Source organism: Phormidesmis priestleyi ULC007, assembly GCF_001895925.1.
GTDB classification, from domain to species: Bacteria; Cyanobacteriota; Cyanobacteriia; order Leptolyngbyales; family Leptolyngbyaceae; genus Phormidesmis_A; species Phormidesmis_A priestleyi_A.
In genome coordinates, this window is record NZ_MPPI01000001.1 from 221,914 (window position 1) to 237,985 (window position 16,072).

15 protein-coding genes and 1 pseudogene are annotated in these 16,072 nt (G+C 46.5%); all 16 read right to left on the minus strand.

What is annotated here, in order from left to right; all coding sequences use genetic code 11:
* Positions 1-7 precede the first annotated feature (7 nt).
* Positions 8-988, minus strand: coding sequence for a glycosyltransferase family 2 protein (locus BRW63_RS00975; RefSeq protein WP_073069040.1), 981 nt, complete (start codon positions 986-988; stop codon positions 8-10).
* 58 nt (positions 989-1,046) lie between these two features.
* The gene (locus BRW63_RS00980; protein ID WP_223257253.1) at positions 1,047-1,916 is read right to left on the minus strand and encodes an FkbM family methyltransferase; all 870 of its coding nucleotides are present in this window, start codon (positions 1,914-1,916) and stop codon (positions 1,047-1,049) included.
* A gap of 165 nt (positions 1,917-2,081) precedes the next feature.
* A pseudogene (locus BRW63_RS00985) lies at positions 2,082-2,576 on the minus strand (acyltransferase); the annotation flags it as partial.
* On the minus strand, positions 2,567-3,718 hold the full coding sequence (locus tag BRW63_RS00990) for a glycosyltransferase family protein (RefSeq protein WP_073069043.1): 1,152 nt from the start codon (positions 3,716-3,718) through the stop codon (positions 2,567-2,569). The gene BRW63_RS00990 and the pseudogene BRW63_RS00985, both read right to left, overlap by 10 nt.
* A 6-nt stretch (positions 3,719-3,724) precedes the next feature.
* On the minus strand, positions 3,725-4,789 hold the full coding sequence (locus BRW63_RS00995; protein WP_181314309.1) for an NAD-dependent epimerase/dehydratase family protein: 1,065 nt from the start codon (positions 4,787-4,789) through the stop codon (positions 3,725-3,727).
* An 83-nt stretch (positions 4,790-4,872) separates the two neighbouring features.
* Positions 4,873-5,877: a glycosyltransferase family 2 protein gene (locus tag BRW63_RS01000; protein WP_223257255.1), complete on the minus strand. Its 1,005-nt coding sequence runs from the start codon at positions 5,875-5,877 to the stop codon at positions 4,873-4,875.
* 52 nt (positions 5,878-5,929) lie between these two features.
* Positions 5,930-7,198: a glycosyltransferase family 4 protein gene (locus BRW63_RS01005; RefSeq protein ID WP_073069046.1), complete on the minus strand. Its 1,269-nt coding sequence runs from the start codon at positions 7,196-7,198 to the stop codon at positions 5,930-5,932.
* Between the two features lies 1 nt (position 7,199).
* On the minus strand, positions 7,200-8,144 hold the full coding sequence (locus tag BRW63_RS01010; RefSeq protein WP_073069047.1) for a glycosyltransferase family 2 protein: 945 nt from the start codon (positions 8,142-8,144) through the stop codon (positions 7,200-7,202).
* Positions 8,131-9,135, minus strand: a complete 1,005-nt coding sequence (locus BRW63_RS01015) for a glycosyltransferase family 2 protein (protein WP_073069048.1) — start codon at positions 9,133-9,135, stop codon at positions 8,131-8,133. The genes BRW63_RS01010 and BRW63_RS01015 overlap by 14 nt, the downstream gene beginning before the upstream one ends.
* Before the next feature lie 53 nt (positions 9,136-9,188).
* Complete coding sequence (locus tag BRW63_RS01020; protein WP_073069049.1) at positions 9,189-9,866, minus strand: class I SAM-dependent methyltransferase; 678 nt, start codon at positions 9,864-9,866, stop codon at positions 9,189-9,191.
* A complete protein-coding gene (locus BRW63_RS27090) occupies positions 9,826-11,133 on the minus strand; it encodes an ABC transporter ATP-binding protein (protein WP_083582599.1) in 1,308 nt (435 codons plus the stop codon). The genes BRW63_RS01020 and BRW63_RS27090 overlap by 41 nt, the downstream gene beginning before the upstream one ends.
* A gap of 94 nt (positions 11,134-11,227) precedes the next feature.
* Entirely contained in the window at positions 11,228-11,635 is a 408-nt protein-coding gene (locus tag BRW63_RS01035) for a HEPN domain-containing protein (protein WP_073069050.1), read from the minus strand.
* On the minus strand, positions 11,628-11,948 hold the full coding sequence (locus BRW63_RS01040) for a nucleotidyltransferase domain-containing protein (RefSeq protein WP_073069051.1): 321 nt from the start codon (positions 11,946-11,948) through the stop codon (positions 11,628-11,630). Before BRW63_RS01040 ends, BRW63_RS01035 begins: the two co-directional genes overlap by 8 nt.
* 107 nt (positions 11,949-12,055) lie before the next feature.
* Positions 12,056-12,898, minus strand: a complete 843-nt coding sequence (locus tag BRW63_RS01045; RefSeq protein WP_073069052.1) for an ABC transporter permease — start codon at positions 12,896-12,898, stop codon at positions 12,056-12,058.
* Positions 12,898-13,809 (minus strand): heterocyst development glycosyltransferase HepC, encoded by a 912-nt coding sequence (hepC, locus tag BRW63_RS01050; RefSeq protein WP_073069053.1) that lies wholly within the window; start codon positions 13,807-13,809, stop codon positions 12,898-12,900. Before hepC ends, BRW63_RS01045 begins: the two co-directional genes overlap by 1 nt.
* Positions 13,810-13,873: 64 nt before the next feature.
* Positions 13,874-16,063: a GumC family protein gene (locus tag BRW63_RS01055; protein WP_073069054.1), complete on the minus strand. Its 2,190-nt coding sequence runs from the start codon at positions 16,061-16,063 to the stop codon at positions 13,874-13,876.
* Between the last annotated feature and the right edge of the window lie 9 nt (positions 16,064-16,072).

A 16,072-nucleotide genomic window follows, 5' to 3' on the forward strand; every position in this document is an offset into this window, starting at 1 on the left:
GTCCCCACTAAGCTTTAAAAGGAGTCAACTGCTTGCCTTTCAATTGGTCGATCAACAGGCGATTTAATAAGTTGGGGCAAGCCAGCAAAATTGCCTGAGTCAACCCTCGTAGCGAAAGACGCTTCGACCAGGGATAGGAACTTGAGGTGTAAACACGGTAGGCCGATGCTTTATCAGAAATCGTCAACCATCGGTTAATTGCTGAACTTGCATAACGCTCAAGAAGCTCTTGACGCACTCCTTCAAGATTTTCGGGCAGATCGAGCGCCTCAATTAATTGATAAACCAAATTACTATGGTTGTTACCCGTAGAGACAGCCCTTTCTGTCAATCGGTACATTGCAGTGTATTGGTTGAGGAAGAAAAACGGTGTATGGGCAGCAGCGATTCTTAAGCTGAAATCGTAGTCACACACATCTTCAACATCCGCCGTATCGCGATAGCGAATTGTTTTTGCCACCTCAGTAAGAATCATGTAGCCATCATTAGGAAATTGAGCAACCAACGCTGACCAAAGTGCAGAAGGTTGCAATCCTGCATATTGATCAGTGCGATAATACCCGTCATTCAGATTTTGAGACGGCATTTGCAGCACTTCACCTGCCATGTTGATGACAGACTGTTTGCCGAAACAGGCGACCAAATTAGGATGATCGATCCAGCAGTCTGACATCGATTGAACTGCATTGGGGAGCAGGAGATCATCGTCATGCAGCAAAACCAGGCGATCGCCTTGTGCTAAATCAAATAATCGATTGACGTTTCCTGCTTGTCCGAGAGCGGGTCGATTTTGGTAATACCGGATTTTTTCTGACTTGTTTAAACCCTGAACCATCTGCTTAGAGGCATCATCCTTAGAATCATCGCAGACAATTATTTCAATTTCTGAATAGGTTTGAGCAAAGCAGGACGTGATTGCTTGATGCAGCAAGTCAGGGCGTTGATAAGTTGGGATGCAGATAGAAACAAGCGGGCTGAATGAACTCATAAAAACTACCTCAACTCTTGCTCCCAGAAACCGATTGAAATTGTACAGGTTACATTCTTCATGATGAGATAGAGCTTAAGAACTCTGGTTTGACAAATAAAACGTCATGCTGATGATTAAGAGCAGATGTAGATTCTTCAAATCGATAAGAACCAAATCCAGCTTTTTCAATTAAGTAGGGTCGAAAGCCATAGCTTTTTAATAAACAATGGACTTCGGAAGCTGATGATCCCAATTCTCGTAACCAGGTATCGGTAACTTCTACCAATAGAGCTATCTTCTGACTGCTGAGAAGTTTTTCCAAGCCTTTGAGTACCCTAAACTCAAAACCCTCAACATCTATTTTTATGAGCACTCTAGACTCAGACAAGTCTGGTAGAATGTCTTCACCACGCTCAACTTGAACTCGATCGATGTGCTGCTCAGATTCTACAATCGGTCTGAAGGTTGCTGTGCCTGTATTGAAATCTAGAGGATTACTGAGCACGAGTTCAGAGCGTTCGTCGCCTAGCCCCATCCAGTAGAGATGGACGTTTTTTAGTTTATTGATCACTAGCTGTGCTTGAATGATTTCAACTAACTTTTTCTGCGGTTCAAACGCATAAACCTGCCCACTTGCTCCAACAATCTGAGCAGCCAAAATCGTGTGAACCCCAACATTTGAACCAATATCTACGAAAGTATCTCCTTGCCTCAGATACTTTTTAATTACGTACTGGTTTTGTCGATCCTGATGTCGCCCTGTAAAGTAGTGAAGTCGCCCGCTAAAATCTGCCACGTCTGCACAAATGTATGCATCAATGGCTCGATCATAAAAAGTTCGATACTGCTTTTTGTCTTGCCATAAAGATGCGTCAGAGTTTACTCCTCCTAGCCAACGCAACACGGTGCCTCGACCTGCGGGCAACACCTGAATTAGGGGTTTCACAAGCTCACAAAGTTCAGGGGTAAGGGGATTTTTGCTAAAACGTCGTTTCATCTTGTCCATAATCCATCTTTAGAATTGGGGTAGGTTACAAAACTATTTCTTGATCTCACAAACGAGCTAGTGAAATAGGCGACTATGGTTTAGTTGATACTGCTGATTTCCTTTACGCTCTCGAATCAGTCGGGCTGGGTTGCCACCCACGATCGTGTGAGGTAAAACATCTTTCGTCACGACCGAACCAGCAGCAACGATCGCATGGTGTCCGATCGTCACTCCTGGTAAAATCAGCGCTCGTGTCGCAATCCATGCATAATTTTCAACCACTACTGGTTTATCAATACCAGCAAAACACTCGCTATCCGGATCATGATAGGCAGTTAAAATCATGACTTCAGGTGCCAAGTTGACGTTGTTGCCGATCGTGATCCCGCCCCTGCCGTCGAGTTGACAATCGCGGTCAATTACACAATTGTCGCCGATGCTAATTTGACCTCGTGTGTAAAGTCTCAGCCGCATGTGAATTGAGCTACTTTTCCCCAAACTCATTTTCATGAAGTGACGCAGAAACCAGCGTCGAAGCAAATGGCTAGGAAAATGGGAAACAAAGGAATTGAAAACGTATAGCAGAACGCTTAACCCAACTGATTTGATCAGGAGCATATAGCCACCTTTTCTGCCTGCAAGGGTTTCCAAAAACGCGATCGCACCTCCTCTAAGCTGAACTGAGAACGCACTAATTGCAGTGCATTCTCAACGATCTGCGTGATCTGAGGTTGGGCCGCTTCAATGCTTTGCTCGATGATTGTAGGATCGAGGGAATGAGCTAGAATTGCAGCATTGTGTGTTTTTAGAAGTTGACCTGCCGCCGCGATCGCAGGGCCGTGATACAAGATTGGTAGTCCACTCCCTAAATAGGTCACCATTTTGGTTGAGAGACTATACTTCACGAAAGCTTCGGTCTCACTGCCAAACGGCAAAGGCATATACAAGGCATCTACTTGGTCTAAGTCGTTAGCGACTTCTGTTTGAGATCCCCAAGGCAAAAGCTTAATTGCAATGGTTGGGCTGTTGAGTTTAAACAGAACTCCGCCTCGAATTGTCAGCGAGACAGACCAATCTGAATGGGATTGCTGAAATCGATTAAGGGCTTCTAGCAAGGCACAGAAGTTTGCTTCATAGGTGAGATGAATCGCTCCCATAAAGTAAACTCTTAAATGCTGAGGCGGACGGGTCAGCGCCACCGCCGGAATGTCGGTGAGTCCATCGGTGACGATCGTCCATGACCTCTGCCCATATCGCCGACAATACTCCTCCCCCATTTCTTTTGAGATCACAAATCGCTCGGCTGCATTTGCCCAAGCTTCGCCAATATGCGCCATGCCAAATTTTTGTTCTAACCGATTTTGCAGCGCGTAAGCAAGATCGTCATGCACCGTTAGATAGTAAGGCAGACCCAATCGTTGAGCAACTCGGTAGGCATACCAAAAATCAACCGAGTGAGCGATCGCATGAATGCCCGTTGCGTGGTGCTGCATACAAAGATCGCTTAATTGTTGTTCAAACTGTTTGACGAACAGCGACTCGATTAGATAAGAATATCGACCTAAACGAGTTTGCTCAATTCGACCCAAACTAGGACGAATGGGTAAGTGGATTTCTTGCGCGATCGTAGTAGGTGGTGGACTTTGAGGTGACGTGCAAACACTTAAAAATGGCACGGGTGAATCTTGCAGCAGAGAGCGAAAGATCCGAGGACCGCCGCCCGGAGAGTTGAGTCCATAAGGTTGAACAAAAACCAGCATTACAAATTACCTCACACTCACAATCTGGCGTTGAGTCCAGCTTTGACAGATTTCCTCAAAAATGCTTTGCAAACTCTTCGTGATATCCCAATCGGGGTAATGGGACTTAATTTTGCTCAGGTCGCTGATATAACAGATGTGATCGCCTTCGCGGTTTTGGTCTACATAGTCATAGACCATTTTCTGACCCGTGATTTTCTCAACTAGGGAAAAAGCTTCTAGAATCGAGCAGCTATTGTTGCGCCCGCCTCCCAAGTTGTAGACCTCACCTTGTCGAGGATTTTGGATAAAGGCATGGATGAATCGGGCTACATCCCAAGAGTGAATGTTATCGCGCACTTGTTTGCCTTTGTAACCAAACACGGTGTAGTGCTTGCCTTCTAGATTGCACTTGACCAAATAGCTGAGAAAGCCGTGTAGTTCTACACCAGAGTGGTTAGGCCCCGTTAGACACCCGCCTCTCAGGCAACAGGTTTTCATGTCGAAGTAGCGTCCATATTCTTGCACCATGACATCGGCGGCAACTTTTGATGCGCCAAAAATAGAATGCTTGGATTGGTCAATTCGGCATTGTTCTGTGATCCCGCCGTAGTGTGTTGCCTGGGCATAGTCCCAGCGAGTGTCTTGCTCGGTCAGGGGTAGTTCGTTGGGTGAGTCGCCATAGACTTTGTTCGTAGACATGTGAACAAAGACTGCCTTTGGTGCATAGCATCGGGTCGCTTCCAATAGATTTAACGTGCCAACCGCGTTGGTATCAAAATCTTTGAAGGGAATTTTAGCCGCTAGGTCGTGGGAAGGTTGAGCAGCGCAGTGGACGATCGCGTCGGGCTTGAGCGTCTCAATTAGCTCTAGCACCTGCGGCCGATCGCGAATGTCTAGCTCATAATGCCTAAAGTTAGGCAAATCTGCTTCGAGCCGTTGTTGATTCCAGCGAGTATCGCCACCAGAGCCAAAAAAATCTGCCCGCATGTTGTTATCAACGCCGCAGATTTCCCAACCCTCTTTAGCAAAATAAGTGCAAACTTCAGACCCAATCAAGCCCGAAGAGCCTGTAACCAATAGTTTTTTCATGCTCATCTCTATGCTCTAACCTCTACTTTCAGACGTATACTTACAGATCGGGAGTTTTACCATTCTTTTACATGGGTTTCTGCTTACCATCCAAAAATTCTCAGGAGATTCTGAACAAGTCGAATTGTCCAGCGCTTTGAGTCTTTTTGAGTCTGCTTTAGCCAAGCATGAACTGATTTTTCAAACGAGTTGCGGGGATCAGCTAACGGCTCCCCTTGCTGCCACTCATACCCCATCTGCTGACTCATTTCCTGCCAGTCTGCCTGCCAAACGTCTAGCTTTCTAAATCGATCGATTCCATACTTAGAGAAAAGATCCAACAACTCTCGATCCCAGTAATAGAAAGCGCGAGGTTGAATAGTTGTCATATCTACGCCTTGTTCAACATATTCTGCCAGCCATTCTGGTTTTAGCGGTTGAACCTCGGAGGGAGCAACCCCATACATATGACGATATTGTCGATAGATTTGAATGGGTCGCTTGGTCGGATTGTTGATGCACTCCCAGCACTGATACCATCGCTGTTTGCTCTCCATTCGATCCCAATCGGTGTATTGGTAATGGAGGACTCGGATATCTTGTAGTGCGATCAAGGGAGCCTTTTCTGGCAGAGGAATTCGTTTGCTATGAATGGCTTGCCCCGAATGATCGCTGCCATCATCAACAAATCCAAACGGCAATTTAGTCTCGCAAAGCCAGCCTGAAGCACATCCTGGCATGACATTCACCCATTGGAAATACAGTACTGTCCCCTTGGGTGCTTGGAGAATCTGTTGCCATTCAGGACTGGTTGACCAATTTGCGGTCAGCATTTCATCGGCATCTAGCGCAATGATTAAGCGATCGCCCGGAATCTGTCGCGCGGCATTGAGCAAAAGTGCCTGCCGTGCGCCTTCATCGTAAACAGGAGATGGATTCTCGATCAGCGTCACTTTGGGATACTGTCGGGCAATCTCTTGAGAGCCATCTGTAGAATTTTGGTCAGCAATGATGATGTGATCTGCCCAAAGACTCGCACATTGAATGAAGCGATCGAGAATCCAAGCTTCATTTTTGATGGGTGTAACACAGATAATTTTTGGTTCCATCATTTGTGATGTTGGTAGAGATTGAGTGACTCGCTCAAGCGTCGCAGGGAGGTTACCTATTTTTCGACTCTGTTATGCCTTCACGATCGCGATCGCAGTGAACTGCTGTACTGTGTTCTATCAAAGATTGATACAGTAGCTGACGCTGATTGACGATCGCTTGCATTGAATAAGTTTGTTCAACCAACAACTTTCCAGATTGCCCTAGCTGATGGCGAAGTTGGGGATCTTGCAACAGATGGATAATGATCGAAGCAACATTTTCGGGGAATTGATCGACCGTCAACCCGCCGCCATTGCCCTCAATAAATCTTGGTAGCCCTGGAGCTTTGCCGCCGATGACAGGTTTACCATAGCTCCAAGCTTCTAAGTAGACTATTCCCAGGGTTTCATTGACTGAAGGCATACAAAACACCGTGCAGGCAGCAAAAGCATTTGCTTTTTCCTGTTCACTGATTGTCCCTAGATATAAAATGCGGGGATCGCTGTCATCAAAATACTTTGCAGATTCTGGTGTGTGTGAACCGATAAAGACAAAGCGAGTTTCAGGACAATGCTGCCAAATCTGCTGGGTTGCCTCCAAAATTGCTTTTGTTCCTTTGTACTCACACATCCGTCCCACAAACAAAACAATGGGGAAATCTTGCAGCCCGTGTTGATCGCGAAACTGACCTGGATCAGCCATGGGTGGCAGAATCGGGCAAATGCCAATTACCTGAATTTGTTGAGCAGAGACACCCAAAGCGATCAAGTTCTCTCGATCTCCTTCTGTTAGAGCAACAACAGCATTACAACGCTGATAAAATTCTACATTCTGCCCATCATCGCCCCATTGTTTAGGATGGACATGAGGTGTGCAAATGAATGGAATTCCCAATCCGTGAGCCGCTTCTTGAGCTGCCCAACCTAAATAATCAATCGCTACAGAATGCACCACGTCAACATTCTGCATGATTTGACGCAGTTTGGGCACAAAGATTTGACGATAGCGTTGATAGCCAAATTCCCTGACAGCATCATTAGCGACCCGCCGGACTCCAGGGATGACTTGAACGGCGATTGGCAACAAACGTAGCCGATCCATCTGAGTTGGACTTAAGGCGTGTATCGGAACTTGCCCATCTTTATGGCTCAGGTGCGGCTTCGCCAATAGATGTGGATGAAGAATCGTCAGCCGTCTTGGTAATTTGGATGTTGAAAAATTGACGGCGGCAATTTCGACTTGGCAACTGCTCGTCAGTTCTTGCCCCATCAATCGCACCTCAGTTTCGATGCCGCCCACGACCGGGTGATAGTGTTGAGCGACGAGTAAGATCTTCATGTCAAGAATCGGCTTCCTTCATTAATTCCGGTAAAAAAGACCCAGCGTACCGTCGAAGCGCACCTCCATAGAACCGGAGGGACTGTCTAACTTCTCCCTGCTTGAGATGCCGTGTGCCAGCCTCTAACCCCTTGTGTGGAGTCACCCGACCCTGACGAAAACGCCATGCAGCTTTGACGAGTGCTTTTTGTTCGGCGGTTAAACTTTCTAAATGTCGCCATTTTTGATAAAGCTTTTGTTGCTGTTGAGCATACCTTTCTGAGTTTGTGGTTGACTGATGGTCATGCCGTCGATACCTAACCAGTTTTTGCGGCACAAAATGAACCTGGCTGTGCAAAGCGATGTGCAGAAATAGATCAGTATCTTCGCAGGGTTGACCAAAGGCTTGATCCCATCCGGGGGTGCGATCGTAGATAGCTCGTCGAATCAGTGAAATAGACGGCAAAATCACAGCAGGCATAAAAACACTCACAAAGGGCGTGATAGGCTCTTCGTCAGTCAACTCATGTACCCCAAAGCGAGAGGGTGCAAACCTGGGGAAATAGGGGGTTTCAATAATCGCGTCACTGTCATCGATGTAGTGATAGTGGCAATAGGCAAGCCCCACTTTTGGATGTTGATTTAGATACTCAGCTAACACAGACAGCATTTCTGGATCGAGGCAGTCATCAGCGTCAAGAAACAATAAATAGTCACTGTCTTTTGAGGAAGCATTAACTCCTGAAAGGCGCGCACTTGCAACTCCTTGATTAGATTGTTGAATCAAGCGGAGACGTGGATCGCCACTCAGGTACGATCGCACGACTTGAGCAGAATTATCTCGACTTCCATCATCGACAACAATATGTTCCCAGTCGGCGAACGTTTGCGATCGCACACTTTCGATCGTTTTGCCGATGTAGCGATCGCAGTTATAACAAGGCGTGATAATGCTAACTTTTGGCATAGTGCTTCCTGTTAAGCAAATTTTTCACGTAAACTTTCAAACCTAATAGATCGCAGGCGAAGGGATCTGTTTGCAGCATTTTGTGAAAGTAGAACATTGATCTGGCTCGATCGTGGTGCCAAAAATAATGTTCATTCGCAAATCTTGCGTAGCACTTCGCGATCGCTCTTCTAATTCTATTCGTATCATTCTGCTCAAGAACTTCTTGATGAATTCGCTCCATCTCAACATCAAATTTATGTCTAGATGATTGGGTTTTAGAGAGATCGTGGAGCCTGTATTTAGACAGAACTACCGGAATGGAAGTAACTTTTGCATCCCTGAGTAACAATCTCACCCAATATTCATAATCGAAAGCATATTGTAAGCGTTCATCGAGTAAGCCGCTTTCTCTGATCGACTGCGTATTTAAGAAACAGGATGGTTGTGGAATTAAATTCTTCTCTAAAATCGTGGATAAAGTCAGATTTTCTACATAGGGCCAGGAAAATAAAAAGCCGCCTTCAGTATCAACAAATTCACACTGTCCATAGCAGAGATTAAAGTTGTCTTTCCAGAAAGCTTTTGCAATATTCCTTAATACGTCTGGGGTGTAAACATCGTCTGAGTTTAGCCAGGTGAAAATTTCACCATTGATATAACTAAACCCTTCATTGATTGCATTCGTCTGACCATTGTCAGGTTTACTAACCCAATAGGTTAGAAATGACTCATATTTTTTGATAATCTCAACAGAATTATCGGTACTCCCACCATCCATAATGATGTATTCGAGATTAGGGTAGCTTTGCAAAAGCACCGATCGAATGGTTTCTTCAAGAAATGCTCCCTGGTTGTAGGAAGGAGTCACAATACTAATTCGAGGATATTCAGACCCGTCAGGTAAGCGATCTGGTGACGGCTGACTTTGTTCAGTCCAAGGAAACCCTGTCTTACCAGCAGGCGGAGTGGGCAAATCTTCCAAACTTAGGTGATGAGCTTTAGTTCTCATATCCAAACAATTTCCTCAAACTAAATTAATGTTAGATTATGCAGAACTAAAGCTTATTTAACTGCTTCAATGTTTAAGCTTACAGAGTAATCTGTATGATTCACGTAAACCTTGCCGATAGAGTAGTCATCAAAAGTCGTAAATTCGGATGAGCCTGGTAGCCATTCTCGAACTTCACGAAATCCAGCATTGATTAACAAGGTTTCTAGCTTCTTCTTGTTAAAAGCAATCATGTGAAAATTATACTGATAGTCCTGACCTCCCATCAACGGCGTAAGGATCGTATCAATATCACAACTGTTTTCTTGATAGATCTTGAGAAGCAAATCAAAGTTAGGAACAGACAATCGAAGAACTCCTTTCTTCTTCAAAACTCTAAACCATTCATCCAGAACTTGCGGAACATGAAGATGTGAGAAATGCTCTAGGCAGTGACTAGCATAGATAAGATCAACACTCTCCGTCTTGAAAGGAGACAAATCATTAATTGCACGAACATAATGGATGTGAGGGGCTGGCAACCCATCTACGTTAATAAAATCTGGGTGATCGACAGAACCACAGCCTAAATGTAGGTTGATGCTCCCATCTTGAACATTAGGGAAAGCCGGACGAAAAAACTGTCGCTTGAATTTTTCAGAATCAATTAGCAGCTTAAGCTTAAAATCATGCCATTGCAAACGATAGCGATCACGAATGGGTATAGGGATAAGTTTGACAACTGATTTCATTGTGGCTAGTCTCCCAGTAATGCTCTACAACAATTGGAGTTCTTTCCTGATTTGGAGGAAATTTAGATCGATAAATGTCTGCTTCCGTTACTTCTATCGTGGCAAGATCTTCTTCCCAACAAAGCCATTCCAGCATTGGAACAGCTAAACCAACATTTAACCTGTAGTTTCCAGCAGCCAATGGAAGACGAGGGATAATGCAATCAATAAAAGATTCACCCTCTGAGATTGATAACTCTATGCCGCTAAGAGGCTGAGTTGAATATTGAATCAGCTTGTTTCCGTCAAACGTTGAAATCTCCAAAACAACCGACCCAGAAATCACAGGTCGAGGTGCATAATAACGAACTCTTATCCTTAAGTAATCCCAAGTTTTAATAATAGGAATAAGATGATTTTTTTCGTCTAAAACAGCAACTTCAGTAACCTGAAATTTAGAGTGATCAACTTTATCATTCTTGTAAATCACTCCGGCAGGATAAGATTGCCCCTTGTAAAGCGCCATCATATAGTCGTGTACCACTTCATCAACTGAGCCAACACATTTGACTTGTCCTTGTTGCAAATAGATTCCTTGATTGCAGAGACTCGAAATCGCGCCAATATTATGACTAACGAACAACACAGTTCTTCCTTCTTGACCAACCTGCTGCATTTTGCCTAAACACTTTTGCTGAAATTGAGCATCGCCGACTGCTAACACTTCATCCACAATTAAAACTTCTGGTTCTAAGTGAGCAGCAACCGCAAAAGCGAGACGCACATACATCCCCGAAGAGTAGCGTTTTACAGGCGTATCAAGAAACTTCTCCACCTCTGCAAACGCTACAATCTCATCAAACTTTCGCGTAATTTCTACCTTACTCATCCCCAGGATTGCGCCATTGAGAAAAATATTCTCCCGACCAGTTAACTCTGGGTGAAAGCCCGTCCCCACTTCTAACAAACTGGCGACTCGTCCTTTGATGCGAATGGAGCCATTGGTTGGTTCTGTGATTCTGCTTAAAACTTTTAGAAGGGTTGATTTGCCTGCGCCATTGCGACCGATAATGCCAACCCGATCGCCCTGTTTAATCTCAAACGAAACGTCCTTCAGCGCCCAAAACTCTTCTTGAGCAGCGCGGTCTTTAGAGCGACCTTTAAACAAAGACCCAACGCCATTGGCGATCGTTTCTCGCAATGACTTATAGCTGCTGCTTCCTTCTTGCTGATGACCCAGAATATATTTCTTACTTAGGTTCTCAACTTGAATGATTGTGTCAGACATTACAACCCCTACCTGTTTCGCTATTATCAACTTCGACCACTCTGGACTGAATCAGGACAATCAAATGACCTTTACTCACAACACACAATAGTTGCTATAAGCCCAAGTCAGGCGGCAAAACTTGAATCACAAACTTCACAAATGCCACTGCCATTTCAAAGGCTTGATCTGCTTCAGATTGTCCTGGAGCTACAGCCTCTCCTGGGTAGCGGAACTCTGTTGCGTAAGGCGTTAGTTTAATTGCCATTGCTCTCCACTCACCAAAACCAGGCTCTAAAGGAATACAGAGTGCCAGTAGAGCTACCAAATTGTGAGTTTTCTGAAAAAGTACGTCCTGGTAAGTTAAGTAACCCTTGATTGCTTTCTCGGATGCCTGTTGACAGTGGTAAACCGATATATCAAGATAGGATTCCTCACTCTTGAGCAATAGCCGAGCCGCCCCCAAGTCTCGTTGGCTTTTGATCAACCACTGGCGAATCTCATCCCGCTTTGCCTCATTCATAAAGCACTCTACCCCTCTCAAGTGCTTGAGAGACCAGCGATGTCGCCACCGTAGCTGATTTCTCTACCTCTCGGCGCGTTAACACTAAAATCTCCGTTGGAGCGGTCAATCCCCACAGAGAACTATAAGCTTGACTTGCCCGCTGATGACGGGGTTCATCAGAGTCAGGGACAATCACTAAAATGTCAATGTCACTGTCATCATTGGGTTCCCCATAGGCATGAGAGCCAAACAGAATTACCTTTTCTGGCTGCAAACCCTGCACCAACCGCTCAACAATTGCTTTGAGAAGTTCTGCTGATAGATGTTTCATCACTTTTAGCCTTGACGACCTACGACGATCTGGTTTACACAACTAGTCTATTGCCATCCTTCAGGTTTTCAACTTCGTATGCGATGGGTAACGCCTGGTGACGATCGCTAAATCACATCTGCAAACGTCCGTTCTACTTTCCGAAAATACCAAATGCCGCTGATCAGAACTAGAATGACCAGCCCGATCGACAAAGCAAATCCAGGTAGATAAATGTCAGCTTCTTTTCCCAAAATTGCCCAGCGAAACCCATCAATCACCCCCACCATCGGGTTGAGCGAGTAAAGCAACCGCCACTGCGCTGGCACAACACTACTGCTAAACCCAACGGGCGAGATATACAATCCAAACTGCATCACAAATGGCACGATATAGCGAAAGTCTCGATACTTCACCGTTAATGCTGCAAACCATAGCCCAATTCCGATTGCGGCTGCCGATGCAATCAACACAAACAGCGGAAGCGATAAGATTCTCCAACTGGGAACAAAGTTATACCACGCCATTAGCCCCAGCAAGATCATGCCAGAGATCATAAAATCTACAAAGCTGACGGCCACGGCGCTGAGCGGCACGATTAAACGAGGGAAGTAAACTTTTGAAATCAAATTGGAGTTACCCACCAAGCTGTTGCTACACTCGCCCATTGCACTCGAAAAAAACTGCCAGGGCAACAATGCAGAAAAGATCAGAATCGGGTAGGGAACGCCATTAGACGGCAACTTAGCAATATTGCCAAACACGATCGTAAACACCACCATTGTCAGAAACGGACGAATTAGCGCCCAGGCGAGTCCGATCGCAGTTTGCTTATAGCGCACCAAAATGTCTCGCCAAGACAGAAAGTAGAGCAACTCACGATACTTCCACAAGTCTCGCCAATACTGCTTTTCAATCTGACCAGCGGCAATCACAATTTCTCTTCGAGCCGACTGTATATTAGGTTGCATTAGTACGCTCCAAACCCTGAAATAACTTTGGGAATTGTCAACAGCAAGAATTTAAAGTCGCGCCGCAATGACCAGCTTTCTAAATACTGAAGGTCAGTCCGATTGACGATGCTGATATCAAGCTGGGTCGATCGAGCCTGCACCTGCCACGCGCCCGTCATTCCCGGTAACGCATTCAAACGCTGATGTAAGTCTGGGCTGATTCTCACCACATCATAGAGCGCCCAAGGACGCGGGCCCACCAGACTCATTTCACCCCGCAGCACGTTAATCAACTGCGGTAGCTCGTCTAAGCTATAGCGGCGTAACCAACGCCCTACACTGGTGACACGCGGATCATTTTCGAGTTTGTGTAACCCGGCTTGGTGATTCATGACTTGGTGGTGCATCTGGTCTGCACCCTCCACCATTGTGCGGAACTTGATGATTTGAAACATCCGACCTCGCTCACCCACTCGCCACTGCCGGAAGAAGATTGAACCGCGATCGCGCCGAATCAGCAGTGCCAACACCAGAAGGAGCGGACTGAGAATCAGCAGCAAGATAGCGGCAATGATGCGATCGGAGACTCGCTTCAGACCCCACCGCACAGGACGTTGTGCTTGCAGAAATCCGCGTTTAGTGGGGGTGCGAACAAACGCAGGTTTCCCCGCTTGCTGACAGGCTGCTGCCCAACGCTGTAGCGCTTCTTCGCCGATCGCCAAATCCAACTTCACTAGCTGAATCGGCGACAGACGTAGACAATCCACTAACCACGGAACTGCATTCAGATGGGGCAGTGAAACGTGAGGATGCGAACTCGCTGCGCGAACAATTAACTTCTGGAGCCGCCAGTTCAGAGCATATTTAGGTTCACTTAGAACGGAGCTAGTGAAGGCGCAATCTGAGGAAACAAGAGGGCTAGAGAGCATAGGACAATTTTGTTGTGTAAGGGGCAGAAGACTGAACTTCAGAGCGGGTTAACCAAGTCAACCGTTAGTCTTGAGCAGAGTAGTAAGTCTCACGAACTGTTGGGCTACTCACACCGTTGGCAACGACCCCGATTAAATTGAGCTGGTTGAGCATCTCGATCGATTGAGTCAGTTTCGGTCGAGTCACTTGATTGATGCGCCCCACCAGCAAAACGCCACTACAGCAAGATGCCGTCAACACAGCGTCTACCATTCCCAGCGCGGGTGGGGCATCGACAATCACCAGGTCATAGGTCTGCTCAAAGGTGGCAATAATTTCTTTCATCCGCTGAGAACTCAAAAGTTTGGCAGGGTCAGCCGGGGTCGGCCCTGCTGTCAGCACCGAGATGTTCCCCCGCAGGTTAGCGTCCTGAGTTTCAATCTGTTGAGGAATCGGACTCTGGCTGACCAAAAGCGTAGACAACCCCTGTTCGTTGGGTAGATTAAGCAACTTGTGCAAATTGGGTCGCCGGAGATCGGCATCAATTAACAACACTCGTTGATGCAGTCGCGCTGCGCTAATGGCTAACCCGACGGATAGCGTAGATTTGCCTTCTCCTGCCAACGTAGAGGTGACGACGATCGAGTGCAGTTCAGCCGTTGCGTTAATCAGTTGCAGGTTTTGGTAGAGCAGATCGAGCGACTCGCGAAACGGCCTCCATTTGGTGAGTTGTGTGATCGGCGGCAGTAGCGCTTGAGTTTGCCCCGAAAGCCGCAGGGATGGTTTTCCGCTCATGGCCCCCAGCGAGAGTTCAGGAATCGTGCCTAGCAATGGCACAGCGGTTTGCTGTTTTAACTCGTCAGAACTGTGAACAGAATCGTCGAGCACTTCTCGCGACACCGCCGCCACACCGCCTAAAAGAATGCCAACAACCAGACCCAGCATCAAATTTTTCTGAAGATTAGGGCCGGTTTTAGCACCAATTTGGGCTTGTTCGACCACCTGCCAGGCAAAGCCGCCTCGCGCAATCTCTAACCCTAGGTCTTGTTGAGCTTTGAGCAACTGTTTGAGGGTGTCTCGATTCAGTTCAATGTCTGGCTTTAACCGTTCATATTGGGCCAGCAGTTGAGGAAAGCGTTGCAGTTCTGCACGCACCTTCTGCTCACTGCTCAACAAACTGAGATATCGCGCTTGAGCCGTGCTTAAACTGCCTTGTGTCTCGACAAATTGACCGATCAGCGTTTGGTCAAACCCGCCCAGTTGTCCGGTTGATAAAAGACTTTCCCCAGAGCCGGGAGAACTGCTGCCCAAAAGACGACTGGCTTCAAGCTGGAGTTGCTTTAATTGTCGCTGACGCTGATCAAGCAATGGCTGCATGTTGAGCGTGTTTTCTTTAAATCGAACTCGCTGCTGCTGAATCGCCAACTCTGTTTTCTGAATTTCATTGAGTACCGCTTGATAGCGACCTGACTGATTGAGACGCGCCGTTAGCACCGCTTGCTGAGGCGAGAGATTGACCTTCTGCTGCAAATCACCGTAGCGCGTCTGCAACTCTCGAATTTGCACCAAAGTCGCTTGTTTGTCAGCCTGCAATCGGTTGAGCATCTCTGTTTGGGCGGCTGCCTCGGCAGAAGGCTCGATCAGCGATTGGTCGCGCCGAAACTGCTCTAGGGCTGCCTCAGCATCTTTGACTTTGCCTTCAACCTGCGGAAGTTGCTTATCGACAAAAGCCAGCCCTCGCGTCAGCCGATCTTGCTGCTGCTGGAGATTGTAATCTTGATAGACCTTTTGCACCGCTTGCAGAACTTTCTGCGTCTTAATCGGATCGTTGCTGGTGTAGGTGATGCTAAAAATTTTAGTGTCTACTTTTTTGGTTCCTACTTGCACGATCGTCAGCGCGCCTCTAAATCCACCGACACTTCCAGGATTGTCTGGATCAAGCTCTGGATATTCTGTTTGGAGTAATGTCATCGCTTTCTTCAGCAGATTAGAGCTTTGCATTAACGAAATCTGCGTGGCGTAATCGACTTCTACCGTGGCATCCGTAAAGGGGTCTGCTCCGCTATTCTTTCCCTGATAGTTTGGCTCAACCAGAAACTGCATGCCGCTGATGTAAGTCGATTCTTGTTTGAGGGTGTAGGCAAAGGCGATCGCCACCGATACCGTACCAGCAGCCAATACCCAAAGATAATGACGCTTGAGAATGGCGAATAATTGTCCATATCCGGGATCGGTGGCGGCAGACAGATTCAGTTTTGGTTGAGCGGCTGTCATAGGGTTGTA